Source organism: Herbaspirillum sp. RTI4, assembly GCF_034313965.1.
GTDB lineage: Bacteria > Pseudomonadota > Gammaproteobacteria > Burkholderiales > Burkholderiaceae_D > Herbaspirillum.
This window is the reverse complement of sequence record NZ_JAVIWQ010000002.1, coordinates 2,961,252-2,980,398: the sequence shown is the minus strand read 5'-3', so window position 1 is coordinate 2,980,398 and position 19,147 is coordinate 2,961,252. Positions and strand designations below refer to the sequence as shown.

Annotated in this window: 17 protein-coding genes; 4 read left to right on the top strand and 13 right to left on the bottom strand. The window is 58.2% G+C overall.

Translation table 11 applies throughout. The annotated features are described in order from the left end of the window. Positions 1 to 35 precede the first annotated feature (35 nt). The gene (locus RGU70_RS13260; RefSeq protein ID WP_322209873.1) at positions 36 to 794 is read left to right on the top strand and encodes a hypothetical protein; all 759 of its coding nucleotides are present in this window, start codon (positions 36 to 38) and stop codon (positions 792 to 794) included. Between the two features lie 99 nt (positions 795 to 893). On the opposite strand, the gene RGU70_RS13255 is transcribed toward RGU70_RS13260, so the two are convergent. The 12 genes from RGU70_RS13255 to hpaR form a co-directional block, all read right to left on the bottom strand. Then, positions 894 to 1,718: a methyltransferase gene (locus RGU70_RS13255; protein ID WP_322209872.1), complete on the bottom strand. Its 825-nt coding sequence runs from the start codon at positions 1,716 to 1,718 to the stop codon at positions 894 to 896. A gap of 27 nt (positions 1,719 to 1,745) precedes the next feature. Next, complete coding sequence (locus tag RGU70_RS13250; protein WP_322209871.1) at positions 1,746 to 4,844, bottom strand: efflux RND transporter permease subunit; 3,099 nt, start codon at positions 4,842 to 4,844, stop codon at positions 1,746 to 1,748. Then, a complete protein-coding gene (locus RGU70_RS13245) occupies positions 4,841 to 6,025 on the bottom strand; it encodes an efflux RND transporter periplasmic adaptor subunit (protein WP_322209870.1) in 1,185 nt (394 codons plus the stop codon). Before RGU70_RS13245 ends, RGU70_RS13250 begins: the two co-directional genes overlap by 4 nt. Before the next feature lie 58 nt (positions 6,026 to 6,083). Continuing rightward, complete coding sequence (locus tag RGU70_RS13240; RefSeq protein ID WP_322209868.1) at positions 6,084 to 7,568, bottom strand: TolC family protein; 1,485 nt, start codon at positions 7,566 to 7,568, stop codon at positions 6,084 to 6,086. Positions 7,569 to 7,807: 239 nt separating this feature from the next. Next, positions 7,808 to 8,545 carry an arsenical resistance protein ArsH gene (gene arsH / locus RGU70_RS13235; RefSeq protein WP_416186521.1) on the bottom strand — a complete coding sequence of 246 codons (738 nt, stop codon included), beginning with the start codon at positions 8,543 to 8,545 and terminating at the stop codon, positions 7,808 to 7,810. Further along, positions 8,523 to 8,942, bottom strand: coding sequence for an arsenate reductase (glutaredoxin) (gene arsC / locus RGU70_RS13230; protein ID WP_322209866.1), 420 nt, complete (start codon positions 8,940 to 8,942; stop codon positions 8,523 to 8,525). Before arsC ends, arsH begins: the two co-directional genes overlap by 23 nt. Before the next feature lie 53 nt (positions 8,943 to 8,995). Then, positions 8,996 to 10,279 (bottom strand): arsenic transporter, encoded by a 1,284-nt coding sequence (locus tag RGU70_RS13225; RefSeq protein ID WP_322209865.1) that lies wholly within the window; start codon positions 10,277 to 10,279, stop codon positions 8,996 to 8,998. An 89-nt stretch (positions 10,280 to 10,368) separates the two neighbouring features. Then, entirely contained in the window at positions 10,369 to 10,704 is a 336-nt protein-coding gene (locus tag RGU70_RS13220; protein ID WP_322209864.1) for a helix-turn-helix transcriptional regulator, read from the bottom strand. A gap of 177 nt (positions 10,705 to 10,881) precedes the next feature. Then, complete coding sequence (locus RGU70_RS13215) at positions 10,882 to 11,559, bottom strand: type 1 glutamine amidotransferase domain-containing protein (protein ID WP_322209863.1); 678 nt, start codon at positions 11,557 to 11,559, stop codon at positions 10,882 to 10,884. A gap of 79 nt (positions 11,560 to 11,638) precedes the next feature. Next, positions 11,639 to 12,670: an NADP-dependent oxidoreductase gene (locus RGU70_RS13210; RefSeq protein ID WP_322209862.1), complete on the bottom strand. Its 1,032-nt coding sequence runs from the start codon at positions 12,668 to 12,670 to the stop codon at positions 11,639 to 11,641. Next, complete coding sequence (locus RGU70_RS13205) at positions 12,670 to 13,317, bottom strand: TetR/AcrR family transcriptional regulator (protein ID WP_322209861.1); 648 nt, start codon at positions 13,315 to 13,317, stop codon at positions 12,670 to 12,672. Before RGU70_RS13205 ends, RGU70_RS13210 begins: the two co-directional genes overlap by 1 nt. 209 nt (positions 13,318 to 13,526) lie before the next feature. Next, the gene (hpaR, locus tag RGU70_RS13200) at positions 13,527 to 14,039 is read right to left on the bottom strand and encodes a homoprotocatechuate degradation operon regulator HpaR (RefSeq protein ID WP_322209859.1); all 513 of its coding nucleotides are present in this window, start codon (positions 14,037 to 14,039) and stop codon (positions 13,527 to 13,529) included. Positions 14,040 to 14,494: 455 nt separating this feature from the next. Here hpaR and RGU70_RS13195 point away from each other — a divergent pair, with 455 nt between their 5' ends. Genes RGU70_RS13195 through RGU70_RS13185 form a run of 3 tightly spaced genes read left to right on the top strand, consistent with a single transcriptional unit; the run spans position 14,495 to position 18,118 of the window. Then, on the top strand, positions 14,495 to 15,532 hold the full coding sequence (locus tag RGU70_RS13195; protein ID WP_322209858.1) for a branched-chain amino acid ABC transporter permease: 1,038 nt from the start codon (positions 14,495 to 14,497) through the stop codon (positions 15,530 to 15,532). Further along, positions 15,532 to 17,334, top strand: a complete 1,803-nt coding sequence (locus tag RGU70_RS13190) for a branched-chain amino acid ABC transporter ATP-binding protein/permease (protein ID WP_322209857.1) — start codon at positions 15,532 to 15,534, stop codon at positions 17,332 to 17,334. The genes RGU70_RS13195 and RGU70_RS13190 overlap by 1 nt, the downstream gene beginning before the upstream one ends. Positions 17,335 to 17,347: 13 nt before the next feature. Then, positions 17,348 to 18,118, top strand: coding sequence for an ABC transporter ATP-binding protein (locus tag RGU70_RS13185; RefSeq protein WP_322209856.1), 771 nt, complete (start codon positions 17,348 to 17,350; stop codon positions 18,116 to 18,118). A 59-nt stretch (positions 18,119 to 18,177) separates the two neighbouring features. On the opposite strand, the gene RGU70_RS13180 is transcribed toward RGU70_RS13185, so the two are convergent. Then, on the bottom strand, positions 18,178 to 19,119 hold the full coding sequence (locus RGU70_RS13180) for a LysR family transcriptional regulator (protein ID WP_322209855.1): 942 nt from the start codon (positions 19,117 to 19,119) through the stop codon (positions 18,178 to 18,180). Between the last annotated feature and the right edge of the window lie 28 nt (positions 19,120 to 19,147).

The following is a 19,147-nucleotide window of genomic DNA, read 5'->3' as shown; positions in this document are numbered from 1 at the left end:
CCAGGGCCAGTCATAACAACATAGCGAGAACCACGATGAATACTTCAACAGAAACAGCGCTGAGCAAGGTTCCGGAAGTCACTTTTTTATTCTGGATCATTAAAATCGCGGCGACCACGCTGGGCGAAACAGGCGGCGATGCCGTGTCGATGTCGATGAATCTGGGTTATCTGATGAGCACCCTGATTTTTGCAGTCCTGTTTATTGTGGCAGTCATCGCGCAGATCAAGGCAAAGCAATTTCATCCGCTTCTTTACTGGACAACCATCATTGCCACTACCACCGTCGGCACCACGCTTGCCGATTTTGCGGACCGCTCCCTTGGCATTGGCTATGCTGGCGGCTCGTCCTTGCTTCTTGCTCTGCTAGTTATTTCGCTTTTTATATGGCATCGAAGCTTGGGTTCCGTTTCGGTAGGCTCGGTCAGTTCGCCCAAGGCAGAAATGTTTTACTGGGTGACGATTATGTTTTCCCAGACACTGGGAACCGCAGTGGGTGACTGGACGGCCGATACCGCCGGATTCGGTTACACCGGAGCGGCAATGGTGTTTGGCGCACTATTGGCATTGGTCGTAGTGGCTTACTACTGGACGACGCTCTCGCGCACGCTACTGTTTTGGGCGGCATTCATTCTGACGCGCCCGCTCGGTGCCGTAGTAGGCGATTTTCTGGACAAACCGTTCAGCGCCGGCGGGCTGGCGCTGAGTCGTTATTCGGCATCAGCGGCTTTATTCGTTTTTATGCTGCTATGTATCTTGCTGTTCAAACAACGGGCGGCCAGAACGGCGCATTGAACTGCGCAAGCTCTGATTAAATTTTTGCCCGGCACAATCTCAGAGGATAGCAATTGACTGTCCAGTTAAACCGGGCCATATCTTGTCTCAGAGTAATTCTCAGCGCCCCGGCTTCACAAACTTCAGCGTCATGCGATCACTTTCCCCGATGGCCAGATAGCGGGCGCGATTGTCCGGCGTCGTGTTCAGTGTCGGTGGCAAGGCCCAGACGCCTTCAGCGTAGTTCTTCATATCCCAGGGATTGCCATTGATCTCGCTTCTCGCCGCCATTTTGAAACCGGCTTGTTCCGCCAGAGAAATGACTTTGGCTTCGGTCATGTAACCGCTCTTGATCGACTGTGCCAGCGTGCTGTCGGGATTGGCGCGGTGCTCGACCACGCCTAATACGCCGCCTGGTTTCAGCGCAGTGAAAAAGGAGGCAAACACCGTCTCGGCAGTGCCGTCTTTGGCCCAGTTATGTACGTTGCGAAAAGTCAGCACCAGATCGGCCGAACCCGGTGGCGCGATAGTCGTTGCCGATGGCGGCTGAAGCGTTGTGACGGTTACCGGGCCATATACGGCCAGATTGTCTGCGAGCTTCTTTTTCAGGGCGACGGTTGCCTTGATTTGATACGGCGTGCTGTTGGCATCGCTATCCGAGTAGCTGGCTTCGTAAAGTTTGCCGTGTGGCTTGAGCAAGGGCGCCAGTATTTCTGTATACCAACCCGAGCCCGGATAAATTTCGACAACGGTTTGCGTGTCGGCAATACCGAAAAATCCCAGCGTTTCAGCCGGGTGGCGATAACGATCCCGATCGCGATTTTCCTGTGAGCGGTGCTCTCCGGCCACCACGGCCTTAAGCCGCTGTTCAGTGCGTGAATCGATTTCCGCACCATGCGCCTGGAGGCTGAGGGCAATCAGGCTAAGCGAGAGTGTTTTTTTCATTTTTTTAATGAGTGAGTTCAGTTTGCTTCAGGATACCGTAATCGGCTCGTTGTCCTGTGCTGAGGCATGATCTGCCGGTTTATGCGGCAGTCGCCCCTTCAGCCAGTGCTCGAATTGCTCAACATACGTGAAAACCACCGGCACCACCAGCAAACTCAGCGCCGTCGAGGTCAACAAACCGCCGATAACCGCCACTGCCATTGGCTGCCGGAAACTGGCATCCGCGCCCAGTCCCAGCGCAATCGGCAACATACCGGCAATCATGGCCACGGTCGTCATCACGATCGGCCGCACCCGTTTATGGCAGGCGTCGATCAGCGCATCGTAAAGCGACATGCCGCGGTCGCGTTTGCCGACGATGGTGTATTCCACCAGCAGGATCGAATTTTTGGTCACGATCCCCATCAACATCACCAGCCCGATCATGGAGGGAATATCGAGTTCGCTATGCGCCAGCAACAACGCCACGAAAGCGCCGCCCAGCGATAAAGGAATCGCCGACAGAATCGTAATCGGTTGCAGAAAATCGCGGAACAGCAGCACCAGCACGCAGAACACGCACACGATGCCGATCAGAATCGCCATCACAAAACCCGCACCCAGTTCGGCGGCGATTTCCGCGTCGCCGGTCTGAATCAATTGCACGCTCGACGGCATTTTCTTGACGGCCGGCAAGGCTTGCGCCGCCGCCAGCGCCTCGCCCAGCGGCATGCCGCCGAGATCGGCGCTGACCGTCACATAGCGCCGGCGATCATAGCGTTCGATTTTGGAGGGGCCGCTTTCCACCGATAGCGCCGCCACCGACGACAGCGGCACCAGTCCGTTGCGCGCCGGTACCCGCAGATTAGCGAAGGTGCTCAGGTTCTGGCGTTCGGCGTCAGGAATGCTGACGTTGATGTCCACCTGACGATTATCGAGATTGAGTTTGGCCAGATTGGAAGAGAAATCGCCCGCCGTTGCCACACGCACCACCTGACCGATGGCCGCGCTGGATACACCCAATTCGCTGGCGCGCAGCAGATCCGGCCGCACAATAATTTCTGGACGTTCCAGACTGGCAGTGGAACTGATATTGGCCAATTTTCCGACACCGCGCAATTCACGTTCCAGCGCTTGCGCCGAGGCTTTGAGCGCCGCTTGATTATCGCTGGCCAGAATCAGTTGCATCTTCTCGCCGGGGCCGCCGCTGCCTATCGTAAAGCGTGCGCCGGGAACGGTCAGCAGCGCGCGGCGCAGCGCCTTTTCGATCTGCCCCTGTAGTGGCCGCTGTTTGCGATCCGACAGCGTCAGCGTCAATGTGCCGTTACGCACTTCACCGGCCTGTAGCAGCCCGCCGCCGACCACTTGCGATACGCCTACGGTAGTAAATGCCGCATCGATGCCGTGGATATCGGACAGCGCCGCGCGGGCAATTTCGGAAACGCCCAGCGTATCTTGCAGCGAACTTCCCGGAGGTAGTTCGATGTTGATTGTGGTGTAACCGCGGTCGGCAGGGGGAATCAGGCCGCTGGAAATAAACGGCACCAGTGCCACTGAGCCAATGAAAAATAAAGTGGCCGCCGCCATTGTGGTTTTGCGATGCGTCAGACACCAGCGCACGGCGCGCAGATAGCCGCGCATGAGGCGGCTGTCCTGTTGCTCGGTCGCGCCCGGCTTCGATTTGAGCAGATAGGCGGCCATCATCGGCGTGAGAATTCGGGCCACCAAGAGCGACGCCAGCACCGCGATCACGGCCGTCCAGCCGAACTGTTTGAAAAACAGGCCGGGAACGCCGCTCATCATGGCCGTCGGCAGAAACACCACCACCAGCGTCATGGTGGTTGCCATGACCGCCAGCGCAATTTCCGTCACGGCATCACCGGCAGCCTGCAAGATCGGTTTGCCCATGTGCGCGTGTCGCTCGATGTTTTCGATTTCAACAATCGCATCATCGACCAGAATGCCCACAATTACCGCCAGCGCCAGCAATGTCAGCGTGTTGAGCGAAAACCCGAACCAGGACATGACGGCAAACGCCGGCAGTATCGACAACGGCAAAGCCGATGCCGCCACCAGCGTGGCGCGCCAGTCGCGCAGGAACCACCACACCACCAGCACGGCAAGGATCGCGCCTTCGTACAGCATGTCCATGGAACCATCGAACTGCTCCTGGGTATAGCCGACCGTGCCGGAAATTTTGGTGAATGTGAGTTCAGGTTTGCCTGCTTGCAGTTTCTCCAAAACGGCGCCGACCTTGCTGGCAATCACGGTTTCGTCCTTGCCCTTGGCGCGAAACACCTTGAAACCTACGACCGGTTTACCGTCAAGCAAAGCAATCTGCGTGCGCTCGGCATTGCCATCGGTAATGGTGGCAACCTGATCCAGCCGCAGCTTGCGACCGTTGCTCATCGCAATGGGAAACGCCGCCAGTTCCGACGCCTGATGCACGGTCGCAATCACCCGCGCCGCTTGCTCGCCCTGGCCGAACTGGCCGCGCCCGCCGGACGATTCCTGCTGCATGTTGCGCAAGGCTTGTGAAATATCGACGCTGGTCACGCCCTGTGCCGCCATGCGCACCGGATCGACCGCCACCCGCACCTGACGCGTCAGTCCACCGACGCGATCCATGCGTCCTACACCGGGGACCGAGAGAACGGCTTTACTGACCGTGTCATCGACGTACCAGGACAGCGCTTCTTCGTTCATGCCCGGCGCGGCAATGGCATACACCAGCACCGCTTCGCCGCCGACAGTGACGGCCTTGACGGTGGGCTGCTGCAAATCAGTCGGTAATTGAGACCGCACGCTATCGACCGCATTTTTGGCATCGATCAAGGCGTCGGAAATATTTTTTTCCAGGACGAACTCAACGGTGATCTGCACCTGTCCGTCGGTGATCGAGGTGCGCAGATGTTTGAGTCCGGTCAGTGTTGACAGAGCGTCTTCGACCTTGCGCGCCACTTCGGTTTCCAGTTGCGCAGGCGCTGCGCCGGGCTGGGTCAGGGTGATATTGACCGTGGGTAGTTCGATATCGGGTAAATTCTGAATCGGCAATTGATGGAAACCCATGACCCCGGCGATGCTCAGCAATACGAACAACAGGATCGAGGGAATCGGATTGCGGATGGACCAGGTGGCGAAATTCATTTGAGGTCCTTGCCTGCAGTAGCAACTGGTGTGGCGACGGATGCAGCAACGGATGCAGCGACAGATTTAGCCGGGGGCGCTGGCACCGCAACTCGGACGGTATCGCCATCGTTGAGAAAGCCTGCACCGGCGACGACCACATTGTCGTTAGTGGTGACACCTTCAGTAATTTCGATATGGTTGCCTTGCAGACGACCGGTGGTGATGATGCGGCGATCGACTTTATCGGAACCGTCAGTGCGCAGCACCAGCGCATAACTATGTCCATCGCGGATCACCACGCTTTGCGCCGGCACCACAAGCGCCTTGATCGGGGGCAGGGCAATCGCGCCATTGGCGTACATACCGGCGCGGGCAGTACCGTTGTCGCTGATGTCGGCATAGATCAGGCCCATGCGCGAAGCGGTATCCAGCGAGGGCGCGGTCTGGCGCACGATGGCTTTGGCAAGGCCGCCGCCGGGCAGCGTCAGTGCAATGCGCTGGCCGCGAACGATGCGTGCGAGTTGCTCTGCGGTGGCTTCGCCGCGCCATTCGAGGCGCTCCCTGACGATCATCCTGAACAGTTCTTGTCCGGTCGCCGTTACCGCACCCAGCGTCGCCGTACGCGCACTGATCACGCCATCTTCCGGCGCGACCACATTGGTATAACTCAATTGCAATTTCTTGAACGCCAGTTGCGCCAGCGCGGTTTTGGATTGGGTCGTTGCTTGCAGCACATCCTGATCGCTGATGCCGCCGCTGCCTTGCAAGGAGGTCGCGCGTTTGGCGTTGGCGTCGGCTTGCTCGTAAGCGGCGCGCAATTGCGCTTCTTCGGCCAGCAGCAGATCAGGATTGAGGCGGGCCAGCGTTTGTCCTTTTTTGACGCGGTCGCCTACATTCACGAGCACTTGCGCTAGCTGATAGCCGCCGATCTGACTACCGATAATCGCTTCCTGCCACGGGGCAATGGCACCGGAGGCAGTCAGCGTTTCATCCCACATTGCCACGACCGGTTTGACGATGCTGACGGTCAGCGCCGGGACGGTGCGAGCTTGTGCTGCAGTAGTCGCACCGGCTTGCCGCTGCCGCGATAGCATGGTGATGCCAGCAACGACGACGATGAGCAGCACGCTCCCTGCGATCACGAATGTGCGTTTTGAGAGGAATTTATTGTGCATGGTCGATATGTCGTGGTGTTTCATGGGCAGATCCTGAAGAGAGGTGCGGGGTGCGTAATCGGTTGGGTACGCGGCCTGAAACTCAGGCCGGATGGTCGATCTGACCAGTGGCTTGCATCAGGCTGATCCAGGCTTGCACCTGATCGCGTTGGGCGGTAATCAAATTTTCTTCGGCAGTCTGGCGCTGACGCCTGACTTGCTCCAGCTCGAAGATGCTGATTGCGCCTGCCCGCCACTGTGCCTGACTGGCGCGGAAACTCAGGTGCGCTGCGTCCACCGCATCTTGCGACGATTGCAGGCGCTGCTCGGCGGAAGTCTGCGCGGCAAGGGCGTCTTCCACATTCTGTACCACGCTGCGCAAGGTGGCCTGAAAGCTGGCGGCAGCTTCGCGATAGCGTGCCGTAGCCGCATCGACATTGGCCGCGCCAGCGCCGCCATCGAACAGCGGAATATTGACGGCGGCTGCGCCGACCGACCAGGTGTCCAGTGCCAGCGAGGTACCGGCCGCGTGCAGCCATTGACCGGTCAGAACGCTGCTCAGATTGACGGTGGGCAGTCGCTGCGCTCTCGCCACGCCGATGTCGGACCACGCAGCGGCCAGTGATCGTTCTGCCGCAACCAGGCTGGGGTGTTCAATGAGTACGGTGGCGGGCAGGGCGGCTTGCATCGTCGGCGGCGTCGGCATGATTTGCGCGGATTGATCCGGCACGATGTCGCCGGTGAGCTTGTTCAGATCATTATTGGTTTGATTGCTCGTTGCGCTACTGGCCGCCGGTTGCAGCAGGCTACGAATATCGAAGGCCGGTTTGCCGGTCAGCGCGACCAGTGCATCCACGCTGCGGGTGCATTGTTCTTGCTGGCTGATGCGTGCGGTGCGGGCATTGGCCAGATTGGTTTGCGCGCTAAATTCAGCCGCTGGCGCGATATAGCCGACGGCGCGGCGCTTGCGAGTCAGTAGCAATTCTGTCTCCCGCGAGGCGATATCGGCATCGCGTACCTGCAAGGAAAAATAGCAGGCCCGTAAGACTATGCCGGTGCTGGCAACCTGCGCCGCCAGTGACAAACGCGCTCCCTGCGCATCGGCATTGCGGGCTTCCAGCCGACGTTGCGCCGCCGTGTTGGATTCTCTGATGCGGCCCCACAAGTCGATCTCCCAGTTCAGGCTGAGACCCGCCGCTGCGGAGCTTTCCAGTAGCGTGGTCGAGTTGCCGATGCCTGCTGTATTTTGAACTTGCGCACGCCCGGCGTTGAGGTTGCCCGTCAGGCCAGGCATTTTCTGCGCCGCTGCCAGACCGGCGGCGGCCCGCGCCTGATCGACGCGTGCCAGTGCCTGCGCCAGCGTGGGATTGTCGGCAAAGGAGGCGTTGACCAGTTCGCTGATCGCCGCATCGTTGAGGCGAGTCCACCATTGGCCTGTGGCAACTGGCTCGCCGGTGCCGCCGGGATGCGGATTATTTTCCCAGCCGGACGGTGCTGGCGGCTGCGGCGGGGAATAGGGGGCTTGGGTGGCGCAGGCGGCGAGAAAAATCGATGTTGCTAGAGGAACGACGAAGGGGTTCAAGCGCATATAACCGATCTTTGATCTGACTAAGTCAAGCATTCTGAGTCATGTCCTTGCGGTTCCGTACGAGAATCAAACGTGTGTTTACGGGGCCTCTTTGCTGTTAGCCTCCTACCGGCTTGCGTTGAATCCTTCGATACAGGACTTTGTCCCTGCTCAGGACGAACGGATGGTGATTTGTTGGCTTTGTGCAATCCGCAACAATCAAAAAACAAGGACTTGGGTTTCATGTGCAGCCCCCTCAATTAAAGCACCCGCTGATTCACCTGCAAGGAAAGCTGTTCCGCGCTTTCCTTGCGTTCGCTGTACCTATCCACCAGAAAGCCAGACACATTGCGTGTCAATAAGGTGAATTTGAATAACTCTTCCATCACGTCCACTACGCGGTCGTAATAAGCCGATGGCTTCATCCGTCCGGCATCATCAAATTCCAGAAATGCTTTCGCTACCGACGATTGATTGGGGATGGTGATCATCCGCATCCAGCGCCCTAAAATGCGGAGCTGGTTGAGCGCGTTGAACGATTGCGATCCTCCAGAGACTTGCATCAGTGCCAGGGTTTTTCCTTGCGTTGGCCGTACCGCGCCTATCGATAGTGGTAGCCAGTCGATTTGCGCTTTCATGATGCCGGTCATTGCGCCATGTCGTTCCGGCGAGCACCAGACCATGCCTTCGGCCCATTGCGCCAGTTCGCGCAGTTCGCGCACTTTGGGGTGGGTGTCGGGTTCGCTGTCGGGCAAGGGCAAGTCGTGCGGGTCGAATATTCTGACCTCCCCTCCCATGGCTTCGAGCAAACGCGCGGCTTCCAAGGTGAGCAAGCGGCTGTAGGAGGTTTCCCGCAAGGAGCCGTACAGCAGCAGAAAGCGCGGCGCATGGGTGGCCGTCGCTGCGGCGGCTATATCGCTGCTAGTAGGGACGTAAAACAGCTCCGGCAAAATGTTGGGCAAAGCAGGGAAATGCTCAGACACGTTTGCCGTCCGCACCGATCACGGCTTCGCCATCTTCCTTGGAAAAGGCGGCTTGTTGCGGGTTTTCCAGAATGGCCAGCACCAGTTCGGACGGGCGACAGAGCCGCGTGCCTTTGGCGGTGACGACGAAGGGACGGTTGATCAGGATAGGGTGCAGCAGCATGGCGTCGAGCAAGTCATCATCGCTCAGCGCCGGGTTTTCCAGGCGCAGTTCGGCATAGGGCGTGCCTTTTTCGCGGATTGCTTGCCGTACGCTCAGGCCTGCATCGGTAATCATTTTCTGTAACGTGGCGCGCTCGGGAGGGTGTTTTACATATTCAATGACTTCGGGTTCTTCGCCCGAATTGCGGATCAGGGCGAGGGTATTGCGGGAGGTACCGCATTGTGGGTTGTGATAAATCTTTGTGGTCATGGCAGGGCTCCTTGATAGTCAGTGATGAAAATGCAGTATGGCGGCAGGCGCGTTTAAAAACTCAGCCGGACGGCCAGTGCGGCCAGTGTCACCAGCAATATCGGCAGCGTCAGCACTGCGCCGACACGGAAGTAGTATCCCCAGGAAATCGTGATGTTTTTGCCGGCCAGGACGTGCAGCCAGAGCAGGGTGGCCAGACTGCCGATGGGCGTGATTTTCGGGCCGAGGTCGCTGCCGATGACGTTGGCGTAAATCATTGCTTCGCGCACTACGCCTTGCGCGGTGGTGGCGTCAATGGAGAGCGCGCCGACCAGTACCGTTGGCATGTTGTTCATGACCGACGACAGCAGCGCGGTAAGGACGCCGGTGCCAAGTGCGGCACCCCATACGCCATAGTCGGCAAAGTGATTGAGCAAGCCGGTCAGGTAAGCCGTCAGGCCGGCATTGCTCAAGCCGTAGACCACCAGATACATCCCTAAAGAAAAGAAGACCACTTGCCACGGCGCATGTTTGAGGACTTCGCGGGTGGAGATGACATGGCCTCTGGCGGCGACGATCAGCAAGATGAGCGCGCCGACGGAGGCGACGAGGCTGATCGGTACGCCTTTGTCGTCGAGCCAGAAAAAGCCGACCAGCAGCAAGCTCAGCACCCACCAGCCGGCGATGAAGGTGGCGCGGTCGCGGATGGCTTCCACCGGTTGTTTGGCGTCGGCCACCGAGTAAGTGGCGGGAATGTCGCGCCGGTAGTACCAGATCAGTACCAGCAGTGTCATGGCGATGGAGACGACATTCACCGGGACCATGACGGAGGCATAGCGCGGAAAACTGATCTTGAAATAATCGGCCGAGACGATATTGACCAGGTTGGAGACCACCAGCGGCAGGCTGGCGGTATCGGCAATAAATCCGGCGGCCATGACGAAGGCCAGCGTTGCTTTGGGTGTGAATTTCAGCGCCAATAGCATGGCAATGACAATCGGCGTGAGGATCAGCGCTGCGCCGTCGTTGGCAAACAGACCCGATACGGCCGCGCCGAGCAAGACCAGCAGGACGAACAGCTTGCGGCCGCTACCGCCTCCCCAGCGCGCGACGTGCAGCGCGGCCCATTCGAAAAAGCCGGCTTTGTCGAGCAGGAGGCTGGTGATGATGATGGCGATAAAGGTGGCCGTGGCGTTCCAGACGATGTGCCAGACGATGGGAATGTCGGCGAGGTGAATTACGCCTAGCGCGAGTGCGGCGAGCGCGCCTAGCGAGGCGCTCCAGCCTATTCCCAGACCGCGTGGCTGCCAGATGACGAGGGCGAGGGTGAGTACGAAAATGCTGAAGGCGGTTATCACAATAGAGGATTTTCTTATTTTTTCGGGCCGGAAGTGGTTAGCCACGTCACCCTGGTGGGTTGATCTGTAATAACGAGGGGCATGAGAGTTTATGCGGGGAGGGTTTCCCCAGTGTGACAGGTGCGGACAGGGGAGCAGGTATTTCCTCCGCAGCAATTTTCCGTGAGAAAACCGACCAGACCGTTGATGGTGTCGAAATTCGCGGAATAGATGATGAAGCGGCCTTCATGTCTGGAATGAACCAGTTCCGCATGTGTCAGCTCTTTCAGATGGAAGGACAGCGCCGAGGGCGATACGGACAATTGCTCGGCAATCTTGCTGGCCGCCAGACCTTCCGGGCCGAGTTGCACCAGCAGGCGGAATACCGCCAGTCGGGATTCTTGGGCGAGGGCGGCGAGGGCGCTGAGGCTGGCTTTGGTTTGCATTGGGGAAGGCGATAATTGAATGATGTTTCAATTATCGTTGAATTATTGAATAAAGACAGAATTATTTCTAATATTTTTTAGCAAGGCTGAATAAAAAACGGCGTCAGATGGTGATCTGACGCCGTTCTCATTTTGTTGCCAGCGATCGTTTCGCTGGCTTATTCCGGATAAGGGATATCAGGCCAGCAATTTCAGCAATGCCTTGGCCGCTTCTTCCGACGAGGCCGGATTTTGTCCGGTGATCAGAATGCCATCTGTCAGCACATAGGATTGCCAGTCGGGTCCCTTGGAGTAGACGCCGCCGTTTTCCTTGAGCATGTCTTCCACCAGAAACGGGACGATCTTGGTCAGGCCGACCGCTTCTTCTTCGGTGTTGGTGAACCCGGTCACATGCTTGCCCTTGACCAGCGGTGTGCCGTCTGGTGCTTTGACGTGACGCAATACGCCGGGCGCATGGCATACAGTCGCGACGGGCTTGCCGGCGGCCTGCATCGCTTCGATCAGCGCGATGGAGGTTTTGCTTTCGGCCAGATCCCACAGGGGGCCGTGACCGCCCGGAAAGAATACGCCGTCGAAATCAGCTACCGACATCTCTGCCAGTGGGCGCGTGTGCGCCAGGATGGACTGCGCTGCGGCATCTTCCTTGAAGCGGCGTGTGGCGTCGGTTTGCGATTCCGGCTCGTCGCTTTTTGGGTCCAGCGGTGGCTGGCCACCCAGGGGCGAAGCGAGGGTGATCTTCGCGCCGGCGTCTTTCAGGACGTAGTAAGGGGCAGCGAATTCTTCCAGCCAGAAGCCGGTTTTATGGTCGGTGTTACCGAGTTTGTCGTGCGAGGTTAATACCATTAATACGTTCATGTGGATTCCTTTGGTGTTGTGAATATTTATTAAGCGGGACTTCCGCAAAATGCCTGTTGCGGAAGTCCTGTAAAGCTGCTTAGGCAGCAACGCGAATGACGAGCTTGCCGAAGTTTTTTCCTTCGAGCAGGCCGATGAAGGCTTGCGGGGCGTTTTCCAGTCCTTCCACGACGTCTTCGCGGAACTTGACCTTGCCGGCTTTGAGCCAGGCGCTCATTTCAGTACTGAAGGTCTCATATTGGTCGTAGTGATCCATCACAATGAAACCCTGCATCCTGATGCGCTTGGTGAGGATGTTGCGGGTCAGCAAACCGAGGCGATCCGGGCCGGGTGGCAGGCTGGTCTGGTTGTAATCGGCGATCATGCCGCAGACCGGCACGCGGGCGTTGACATTGAGCAGCGGCAGTACGGCGTCGAACACAGCGCCCCCCACGTTTTCAAAATACACGTCGATACCCTTGTCGCAGGCAGCGGCCAGTTGCTGCGGGAAATCGGCGGCACGGTGGTCGATGCAGGCGTCAAAGCCCAATTCCTCGACCACATAGCGGCACTTTTCTGCGCCACCGGCGATACCGACGACGCGGCAGCCCTTGATTTTGGCGATCTGCCCGACGATGGAACCGACTGCGCCGCTGGCAGCAGCGACGACTACCGTTTCGCCGGCTTGGGGCTGGCCGATTCCGAGCAGGCCGGTGTAGGCCGTGAAACCGGTCATGCCCAGGACGCCGAGGGCGGTGGACGGTTGCGCCATGTCAGCGGGCAGCTTTTTCAGATCGGCTCCGTCGGAGAGTGCGTAATCCTGCCAGCCGCTGCCGCCCAGCACCATTGTGCCCGTCGGGAAATCGGGATGCTGAGAGGCTTCCACCAGTGAGACGGTGGCGCCGACCATGACGCTGCCAATTTCGACCGCTGGTGCGTAGGATTTGGCATCGTTCATGCGTGAACGCATGTAGGGATCGAGCGAAAGGTAGAGCGTGCGCAAGCGCAGTTGTCCGGCCTTCGGTTCTGGCAATGGCTGTGTTTGCAGGTCGAAGTCAGCGCTAGTAGGAGTGCCGTGGGGACGTTGTGCGAGGACGATACGTCGATTGCTGCTGGTGCTTTGGGAGGTCATCAGATTTCCTTTGAGAGAATGTCGTTGGCTTGCAGAGCGGGCCAGTTGTGCAAATTGAGCAAGCGCAGAGTGGCGAGCCGGGCGTTTTCCAGCGCGCTGGGTTCGCGTCGGAGTTTGGTGAGCAGTGCGGCGCCCAGCCACATTTGATAGAGGGTGAGTGCGGTAGGGGTGGCGTCCAGCGTGGCATCGAGCGGGTTTTGCAGCGAGCCGTCGGCAATCCCGTCACGGATGGCATCGGCCAGCCGTTCGACGATCAGATCGGTGCCGCGCAGCAGGGCCGCGCGCATCGGTTCGGACATGTCGGAGACTTCGCCGCTGAGCTTGACCACCAGGCATTGGCAGGCGGCGTAGTCGTTGTCTTCGCTGCTGATCCAGTTGTCCCAGTACGCCATCAGTCGCTGGGCCGCTGTAGCATCGGCTTGATTCAGGCGCAGGGCTAATCCGGCCAGATAGTCGGCCATGTAGCTTTCCAGCAGCGCTTCGCCAAATAATTCCTTCGATTTGAAGTAATGGTAGAAGGAGCCTTTGGGTACGCCGGCGGTGGACAGGATTTCGTTCAGCCCAACCGCGGCAAAGCCTTTGCCGATGATGATGGTTTTGCCGGTGTCGAGAATGTGCTGCCGGATGTCTTTGTATTCAGTTGCCATGCAGACACTATACATGGAATTAGACCAGTCGTCTAATGCGGGTCAACATTCGTCTATTGGATATTCTCTGGAATATGCTTGCTGGATTTCGGCGATACCTTCGTGGCACTGGACCCGGATGGCCATCGTCTGCGGGTTTTTGCTGCTTCGGCGCAATAAACGGTACCGGCCTTACTAAAAGCGTCAACCGGATAAAACCCGCTGGCGCTTTATTTTTTGGGCCGGGCTTTGTCTGCGATTGTTTTTTGCGCTGGTTTTACCGCCATTCTGGTCCGCACGACTTTGGTTTCGGCAGGATCGGGCAGGGCAATCAACTGGTCGAGCAGGGAGTAAATCGACAGCAGACGTTCTTGCCCGAGTTCGCGTTCCAGCTCTTCGTACTGGACATCAATCGAGCGGCTGATATTGCTGACCAGTTCCCGGCTGCGCGGAGTCAGATCGACGAAGACCTTGCGCTGGTCGCTGGAAAGCCGGTGGCGCACGATCAGATCGTCCCGTTCCATCCGTTCCAGCACGCCGCTCAGGCTGGGTGCGATGATGCAGGTTTCTTCCGCAATTTTGCCGGTTTCCAGTTCGCCGAATTCATTGAGCACGCGAATGACGCGCCATTGTTGCTCGGTCAGGCCCTGCAGTTTCAGACTCTTGCGAAAATAACGCATGACCGATTCACGCGACTGCAATAGCAGCATCGGCAGGTTTCGGTGTTGGAATTTATTGCTCATGGCTGGGGCGGAGATAGTGAGTGTGAATAATGCCGCGATCTGCAATTAAACATTGCGCAAATTATCGCAATCGGCAATCCTGCTGGATTGCAAAAAAGCCGTCTAGATTGTACTTGACAGCACTATTGAACATGTTACATTAATACTTAACATATTAATAAATATATGCGCCTTTTGCTAAGGGGTTTCTGAGTAAGCGTCGCGCAGTAGCTTAAGTAGATGTTCCCTCAGCAAGTGCAAGTGACAGGCAAGTCGCACCGGCCTAATCACTCACATGGGTAGGCCGGTTCGCCACAATCAAAATAAATGACATTGCAAGGTGCCGCGTCGATGCCACCTTGCCCGAGGAGACCTATGATTTGCCACGCCTGTTCACGGCTGCCCTTGTGCGGCCGCATCCCTCCATCCCGTATCAGCGCCCCGGCGCACGACTCCAGATCTGAGGGCTAAGGGCGATGGACTTTTCTATTTTCACGATCCTGACGCAAGACGGCATTACCAGCGGCGCGATTTATGCGCTGGTATCGCTGGCGCTGGTGCTGGTTTTTTCCGTCACGCGCATTATTTTTTTGCCGCAAGGCGAATTCGTCTCGTTCGGCGCGCTGACGCTGGTCGCGTTGCAAGCCGGCACGATACCCGGCACGGTCTGGTTGCTGGCCGCGATGGCCGTGTTGACGACCGCGCTCGATCTGGCCGCCGCGCTGCGACTGGGAGGCACGCGTAGCATTCCCACAATGCTGCTGCAGAAATTGCTATTGCCGCTGGCAATTGTCGCGCTGGTGTGCTGGGCCGCCCCGCGTCATTGGCCGCTGCTGGTGCAAGCCGCGCTCGCCATTGCCGTCGTCACGCCGATGGGACCGATGATTTATCGGCTGGCTTATCAGCGGCTGGCCAATGCCAAAGTACTGATCCTGCTGATTATCTCGGTCGGTGTGCATTTCATGATGACCGGCATGGGCTTGCTCTTCTTCGGGCCAGAAGGATCACGCGTGACGCCGTATCTGGATGTTTCGTTCGCTGTCGGCCCGATGCAGATCAGCGGGCAGAGCATCGTCATCCTCTCCGTTTCGCTGTTGCTGATTCTGACGCTGGCGCTGTTCTTCAGCTACACCCTCTACGGCAAGGCCTTGAAAGCCACCGCAATGAACCGCGTCGGCGCGCGACTGATGGGCATCTCTACCACCATGGCCGGCAAACTGTCGCTGCTGTTCGCTGCGTTTATCGGCTCCTTGTCCGGCATCCTGATTGTTCCCACCACCGCCATCTATTACGACTCCGGCTTTCTGATCGGACTCAAGGGTTTCGTCGGCGCGATTCTGGGCGGTCTGCTCAGTTATCCGCTGGCGGCAGTCGGCGCTTTAGTGGTCGGCCTGCTGGAATCGTTTTCCTCATTCTGGGCTAGCGAATATAAGGAAGTCATCGTGTTCACCATCATCATTCCCATCCTGCTCTGGCGCTCCATGAACAGCCCGCATCAAGGGGGGGATGAATAATGTTGAAACGCCCCGGCATTCTTCTCTTGGTACTCGCGGCGGCACTGCTGCCGCTGCTTCCTGTTCCCAATTTCTGGGTCACGCAAGCCAATTACATCGGTCTGTACAGCATCGTCTGCATCGGGCTGGTGCTGCTGACCGGTATCGGCGGCCTGACTTCCTTCGGCCAGGCCGCGTTCGTCGGTCTGGGTGCGTATGCCACCGGTTATCTGAGTTCGCACTTCGGCTTATCGTCCTGGATAGGTTTGCTGGCCGGACTGCTGATTACCGGCGTCTGCGCCTACGCCATCGGTTTAATCACGATGCGCATGTCCGGCCACTATCTGCCGCTGGCCACGCTGGCCTGGGGTTTGTCGCTGTACTACCTGTTCGGCAACATGGAATGGCTGGGCAAATATGACGGCCTTTCCGGCATTGAACCGATCTCCTTTTTCGGCATCGTGCTCGACAGCGGCCGCTCGATTTATTATCTCATCTTGTTCTTTGTACTGAGCGCGGTCTGGGTGTCCTCCAATCTGCTCGACTCCCGTGCCGGACGCGCACTGCGTGCGCTCAAAGGCGGCACCTCGATGGCCGAGGCAATGGGCGTCAATACTGCCCACTACAAAATCACCGTGTTCGTGCTGGCCGCCTTGTTTGCGGCGCTTTCCGGATGGCTGTACGCGCATTTTCAGCGCGCAGTTAATCCGACGCCCTTCGGCATCAACATGGGGATTCAGTATCTGATGATGGCCGTCATCGGCGGCGCAGGCTATGTCTGGGGCGGCGTTCTCGGCGCGGTCATCATGACGCTGTTGCAAGACAAATTGCAGGTATGGCTGCCGAGTTTGCTGGGCGCTAACGGCAATATTGAAATCATCGTCTATGGCCTGATCCTGATTCTGATTTTGCAATTCGCGCAGGAAGGCATCTGGCCCTTTCTGGCACAGTCAGTCCAGCGCTTTCTACCGCAGCGATTGAAGCCAGCGAGCCAGCAGCAAGTCATTACCGGCGATGTGGAACCGCTGTCTGCCCGACAAAAACCGCAAGCCGGTGAACTCATTCTGGACGTGGTCAAGGCCAGAAAAACTTTCGGCGGACTGGTTGCTGTCAACGACGTCAGCTTCCAGTTGAAAGCGGGCGATATCATCGGCCTCATCGGCCCTAACGGTGCCGGCAAATCGACCATGTTCAACCTGATCAGCGGCGTGCTCGACATCACCGCCGGTCAGATCATGTTCAACGGCGCTTCTATCGATCGGCTGGGGGCGCGGCAAATCGTGGCGCGCGGACTGGGACGGACTTTCCAGCATGTGCAATTGCTGCCGACCATGTCGGTACTCGAAAACGTCGCTATCGGCGCGCATTTGCGTACCGGACGCAATCACCTGAAGAATGTCGCTGCCGCGATGTTCAAGCTCGACCGCAAGCAGGAACGCGCCTTGTTGCAGGAAGCGGAATTCCACCTGCGGCGCGTCGGTCTGGGTGATTACCTGCACGTCGAAGCCGGATCGCTGGCGCTGGGTCAGCAACGGATTCTGGAAATCGCGCGGGCGCTGTGCAGCGATCCTGTGCTGCTGCTGCTCGACGAACCGGCCGCCGGTTTGCGCTACAAAGAAAAACTCGCGCTGGCCGATCTGCTGCGGCAATTGCGCAGCGAAGGCATGAGCATCCTGCTGGTGGAGCACGACATGGATTTCGTGATGGGACTGACGGATCATCTGGTGGTCATGGAATTCGGCACCAAGATTTCCGAAGGCACGCCTGAACAAGTGCAAAACGACCCGGTTGTTCTCGAAGCCTATTTAGGGGGGATTGACTAGGATGAACACACCCATGAGCACACTTACAAGCACGCCAACGAGTACACCCGTCCTCACCGTAGACAAGCTGCGCGTCTGCTATGGCAAAGTCGAAGCCATCAGCGCTATTTCCATCCGGGTTGCCACTGGCAGCATCGTCAGCGTGATCGGCCCCAACGGCGCGGGCAAATCAACTCTGCTTAACTCCATCATCGGCATGTTGCCCAGCAGCGGCGAGATCCGCTTTGAGGGGCAAGCGGTGAATGCACTGGATGTGGAAGAGCGCGTGCAGGCCGGCATCGCGCTGGTGCCGGAAACGCGCGAATTGTTTGCCGACATGTCGGTGCAAGACAATTTGCAGCTAGGCAGTTTTCGCCGCTATCGCGAACGCGACAAAGATTATCTGGGCGAGCTGGACAACGTCTACCGCCTCTTTCCCCGTCTCAAAGACCGGCGCGAACAACTGGCCGGCACGATGTCGGGTGGCGAGCGGCAAATGCTGGCAATCGGACGGGCGCTGATGGGCAAGCCGCGTCTGCTGATGCTGGACGAACCCAGCCTTGGTCTTGCACCGCTGATCGTCAAGGAAATTTTCAACATCATTTCCGGCTTGCGCGAAACCGGCGTCGCTACCTTACTGATCGAGCAAAATGCCCGCGCTGCTTTGCAAGTATCGGATTACGGCTACGTCATCGAAACCGGTAGTCTGGTGCTGGAAGGCAAAGCCAGCGATCTGGCGAACGATCCGAAAGTGATTGAAACTTACCTCGGTATCGGCAAGGCGCGGCAGGCGGCGCAAGCTTAAGGGAGAGATGTCCGCCGTACTTGCGGCGGCGGCGCTGCTTATCCTCAGCTTGCCCCCACTCAAGACACTGAATCAGTCATTGCCCGACTCCCTGACGGCGTCAAGCACCGCCCCAGCTCCTCCAGCAAAATACGGACTTTGGGCAACGCCTGACGGCTGTTGAGCCACACCAGATTCATCGGCAGTCCCTCCGTTGCCAGATGCGGCAGAACTTCCACCAATGAACCGTCCTCCAGTCCGCGCTTGACCAGCCACATGGGCAATTGCGCGATGCCATGTCCCGCCGTAATCGCGATGACCTGACCCTCGCCGTCGCCCACGGCAATCCGTCCCGGAAAAACCCGGCGCTCGGTATCTCCCTGCGCCGCCCCGGAAAAATGCCAGGGATTGACCATACCATCCCCCCGGCCATAGACCACGCAACTATGCTGCTCCAGGTCGTCCTCGCTGAGCGGCTCACCATGTTTTTTAAGGTAGGCAGGGGAGGCACAAAAAATCAGACGCTCGTTCCCCAGATGACGATGCCCCAAGGTGCGCGGCCAGGCATCCGAGCCGCCGATGCGCACCACAATATCAATGCCTTCCGCCACAGGATCGATAAAGCGGTCAGAAAACGAAATGTGCGGCATGAGCAAAGCATGATCCTCGACAAACCGGAGAATCACCGGCAGCGCGTGCAAACGGCCATACGATGCCGGCAGGTCGATACGAACTCTGCCGCGCGGTTCGGCATTTTCGGCATTCATGGACGATTCCGCTTCTTCCAGATCGGCCAGCACGGCGGTGCAGGTGCGATAAAACGTCGTCCCTGCGTCTGTGAGCGAGAGGCGGCGCGTAGTCCGCTGAAACAAGCGCGTTTGCAAGCGGCTTTCCAGACGTGCGATGCCCTTGCTGATCGCTGAACTCGTCAGGTTCATGTGCTCTGCCGCCGCAGTAAAACTGCCCAAATCGGCAACGCAGACAAACACATCGATGCCCTTCAATCGCTCAGATGAATACATGGGGGGAATTCCTATTGATGAAAATAAT

Excerpts from the sequence above, each read along its gene's own strand:
- RGU70_RS13260 (WP_322209873.1), top strand. The coding sequence starts at position 36 with ATGAATACTTCAACAGAAACAGCGCTGAGCAAGGTTCCGGAAGTCACT.
- RGU70_RS13255 (WP_322209872.1), bottom strand. The coding sequence starts at position 1,718 with ATGAAAAAAACACTCTCGCTTAGCCTGATTGCCCTCAGCCTCCAGGCG.
- RGU70_RS13250 (WP_322209871.1), bottom strand. The coding sequence starts at position 4,844 with ATGAATTTCGCCACCTGGTCCATCCGCAATCCGATTCCCTCGATCCTG.
- RGU70_RS13245 (WP_322209870.1), bottom strand. The coding sequence starts at position 6,025 with ATGAAACACCACGACATATCGACCATGCACAATAAATTCCTCTCAAAA.
- RGU70_RS13240 (WP_322209868.1), bottom strand. The coding sequence starts at position 7,568 with ATGCGCTTGAACCCCTTCGTCGTTCCTCTAGCAACATCGATTTTTCTC.
- arsC (WP_322209866.1), bottom strand. The coding sequence starts at position 8,942 with ATGACCACAAAGATTTATCACAACCCACAATGCGGTACCTCCCGCAAT.
- RGU70_RS13220 (WP_322209864.1), bottom strand. The coding sequence starts at position 10,704 with ATGCAAACCAAAGCCAGCCTCAGCGCCCTCGCCGCCCTCGCCCAAGAA.
- RGU70_RS13215 (WP_322209863.1), bottom strand. The coding sequence starts at position 11,559 with ATGAACGTATTAATGGTATTAACCTCGCACGACAAACTCGGTAACACC.
- RGU70_RS13210 (WP_322209862.1), bottom strand. The coding sequence starts at position 12,670 with ATGACCTCCCAAAGCACCAGCAGCAATCGACGTATCGTCCTCGCACAA.
- RGU70_RS13205 (WP_322209861.1), bottom strand. The coding sequence starts at position 13,317 with ATGGCAACTGAATACAAAGACATCCGGCAGCACATTCTCGACACCGGC.
- hpaR (WP_322209859.1), bottom strand. The coding sequence starts at position 14,039 with ATGAGCAATAAATTCCAACACCGAAACCTGCCGATGCTGCTATTGCAG.
- RGU70_RS13195 (WP_322209858.1), top strand. The coding sequence starts at position 14,495 with ATGGACTTTTCTATTTTCACGATCCTGACGCAAGACGGCATTACCAGC.
- RGU70_RS13190 (WP_322209857.1), top strand. The coding sequence starts at position 15,532 with ATGTTGAAACGCCCCGGCATTCTTCTCTTGGTACTCGCGGCGGCACTG.
- RGU70_RS13185 (WP_322209856.1), top strand. The coding sequence starts at position 17,348 with ATGAGCACACTTACAAGCACGCCAACGAGTACACCCGTCCTCACCGTA.
- RGU70_RS13180 (WP_322209855.1), bottom strand. The coding sequence starts at position 19,119 with ATGTATTCATCTGAGCGATTGAAGGGCATCGATGTGTTTGTCTGCGTT.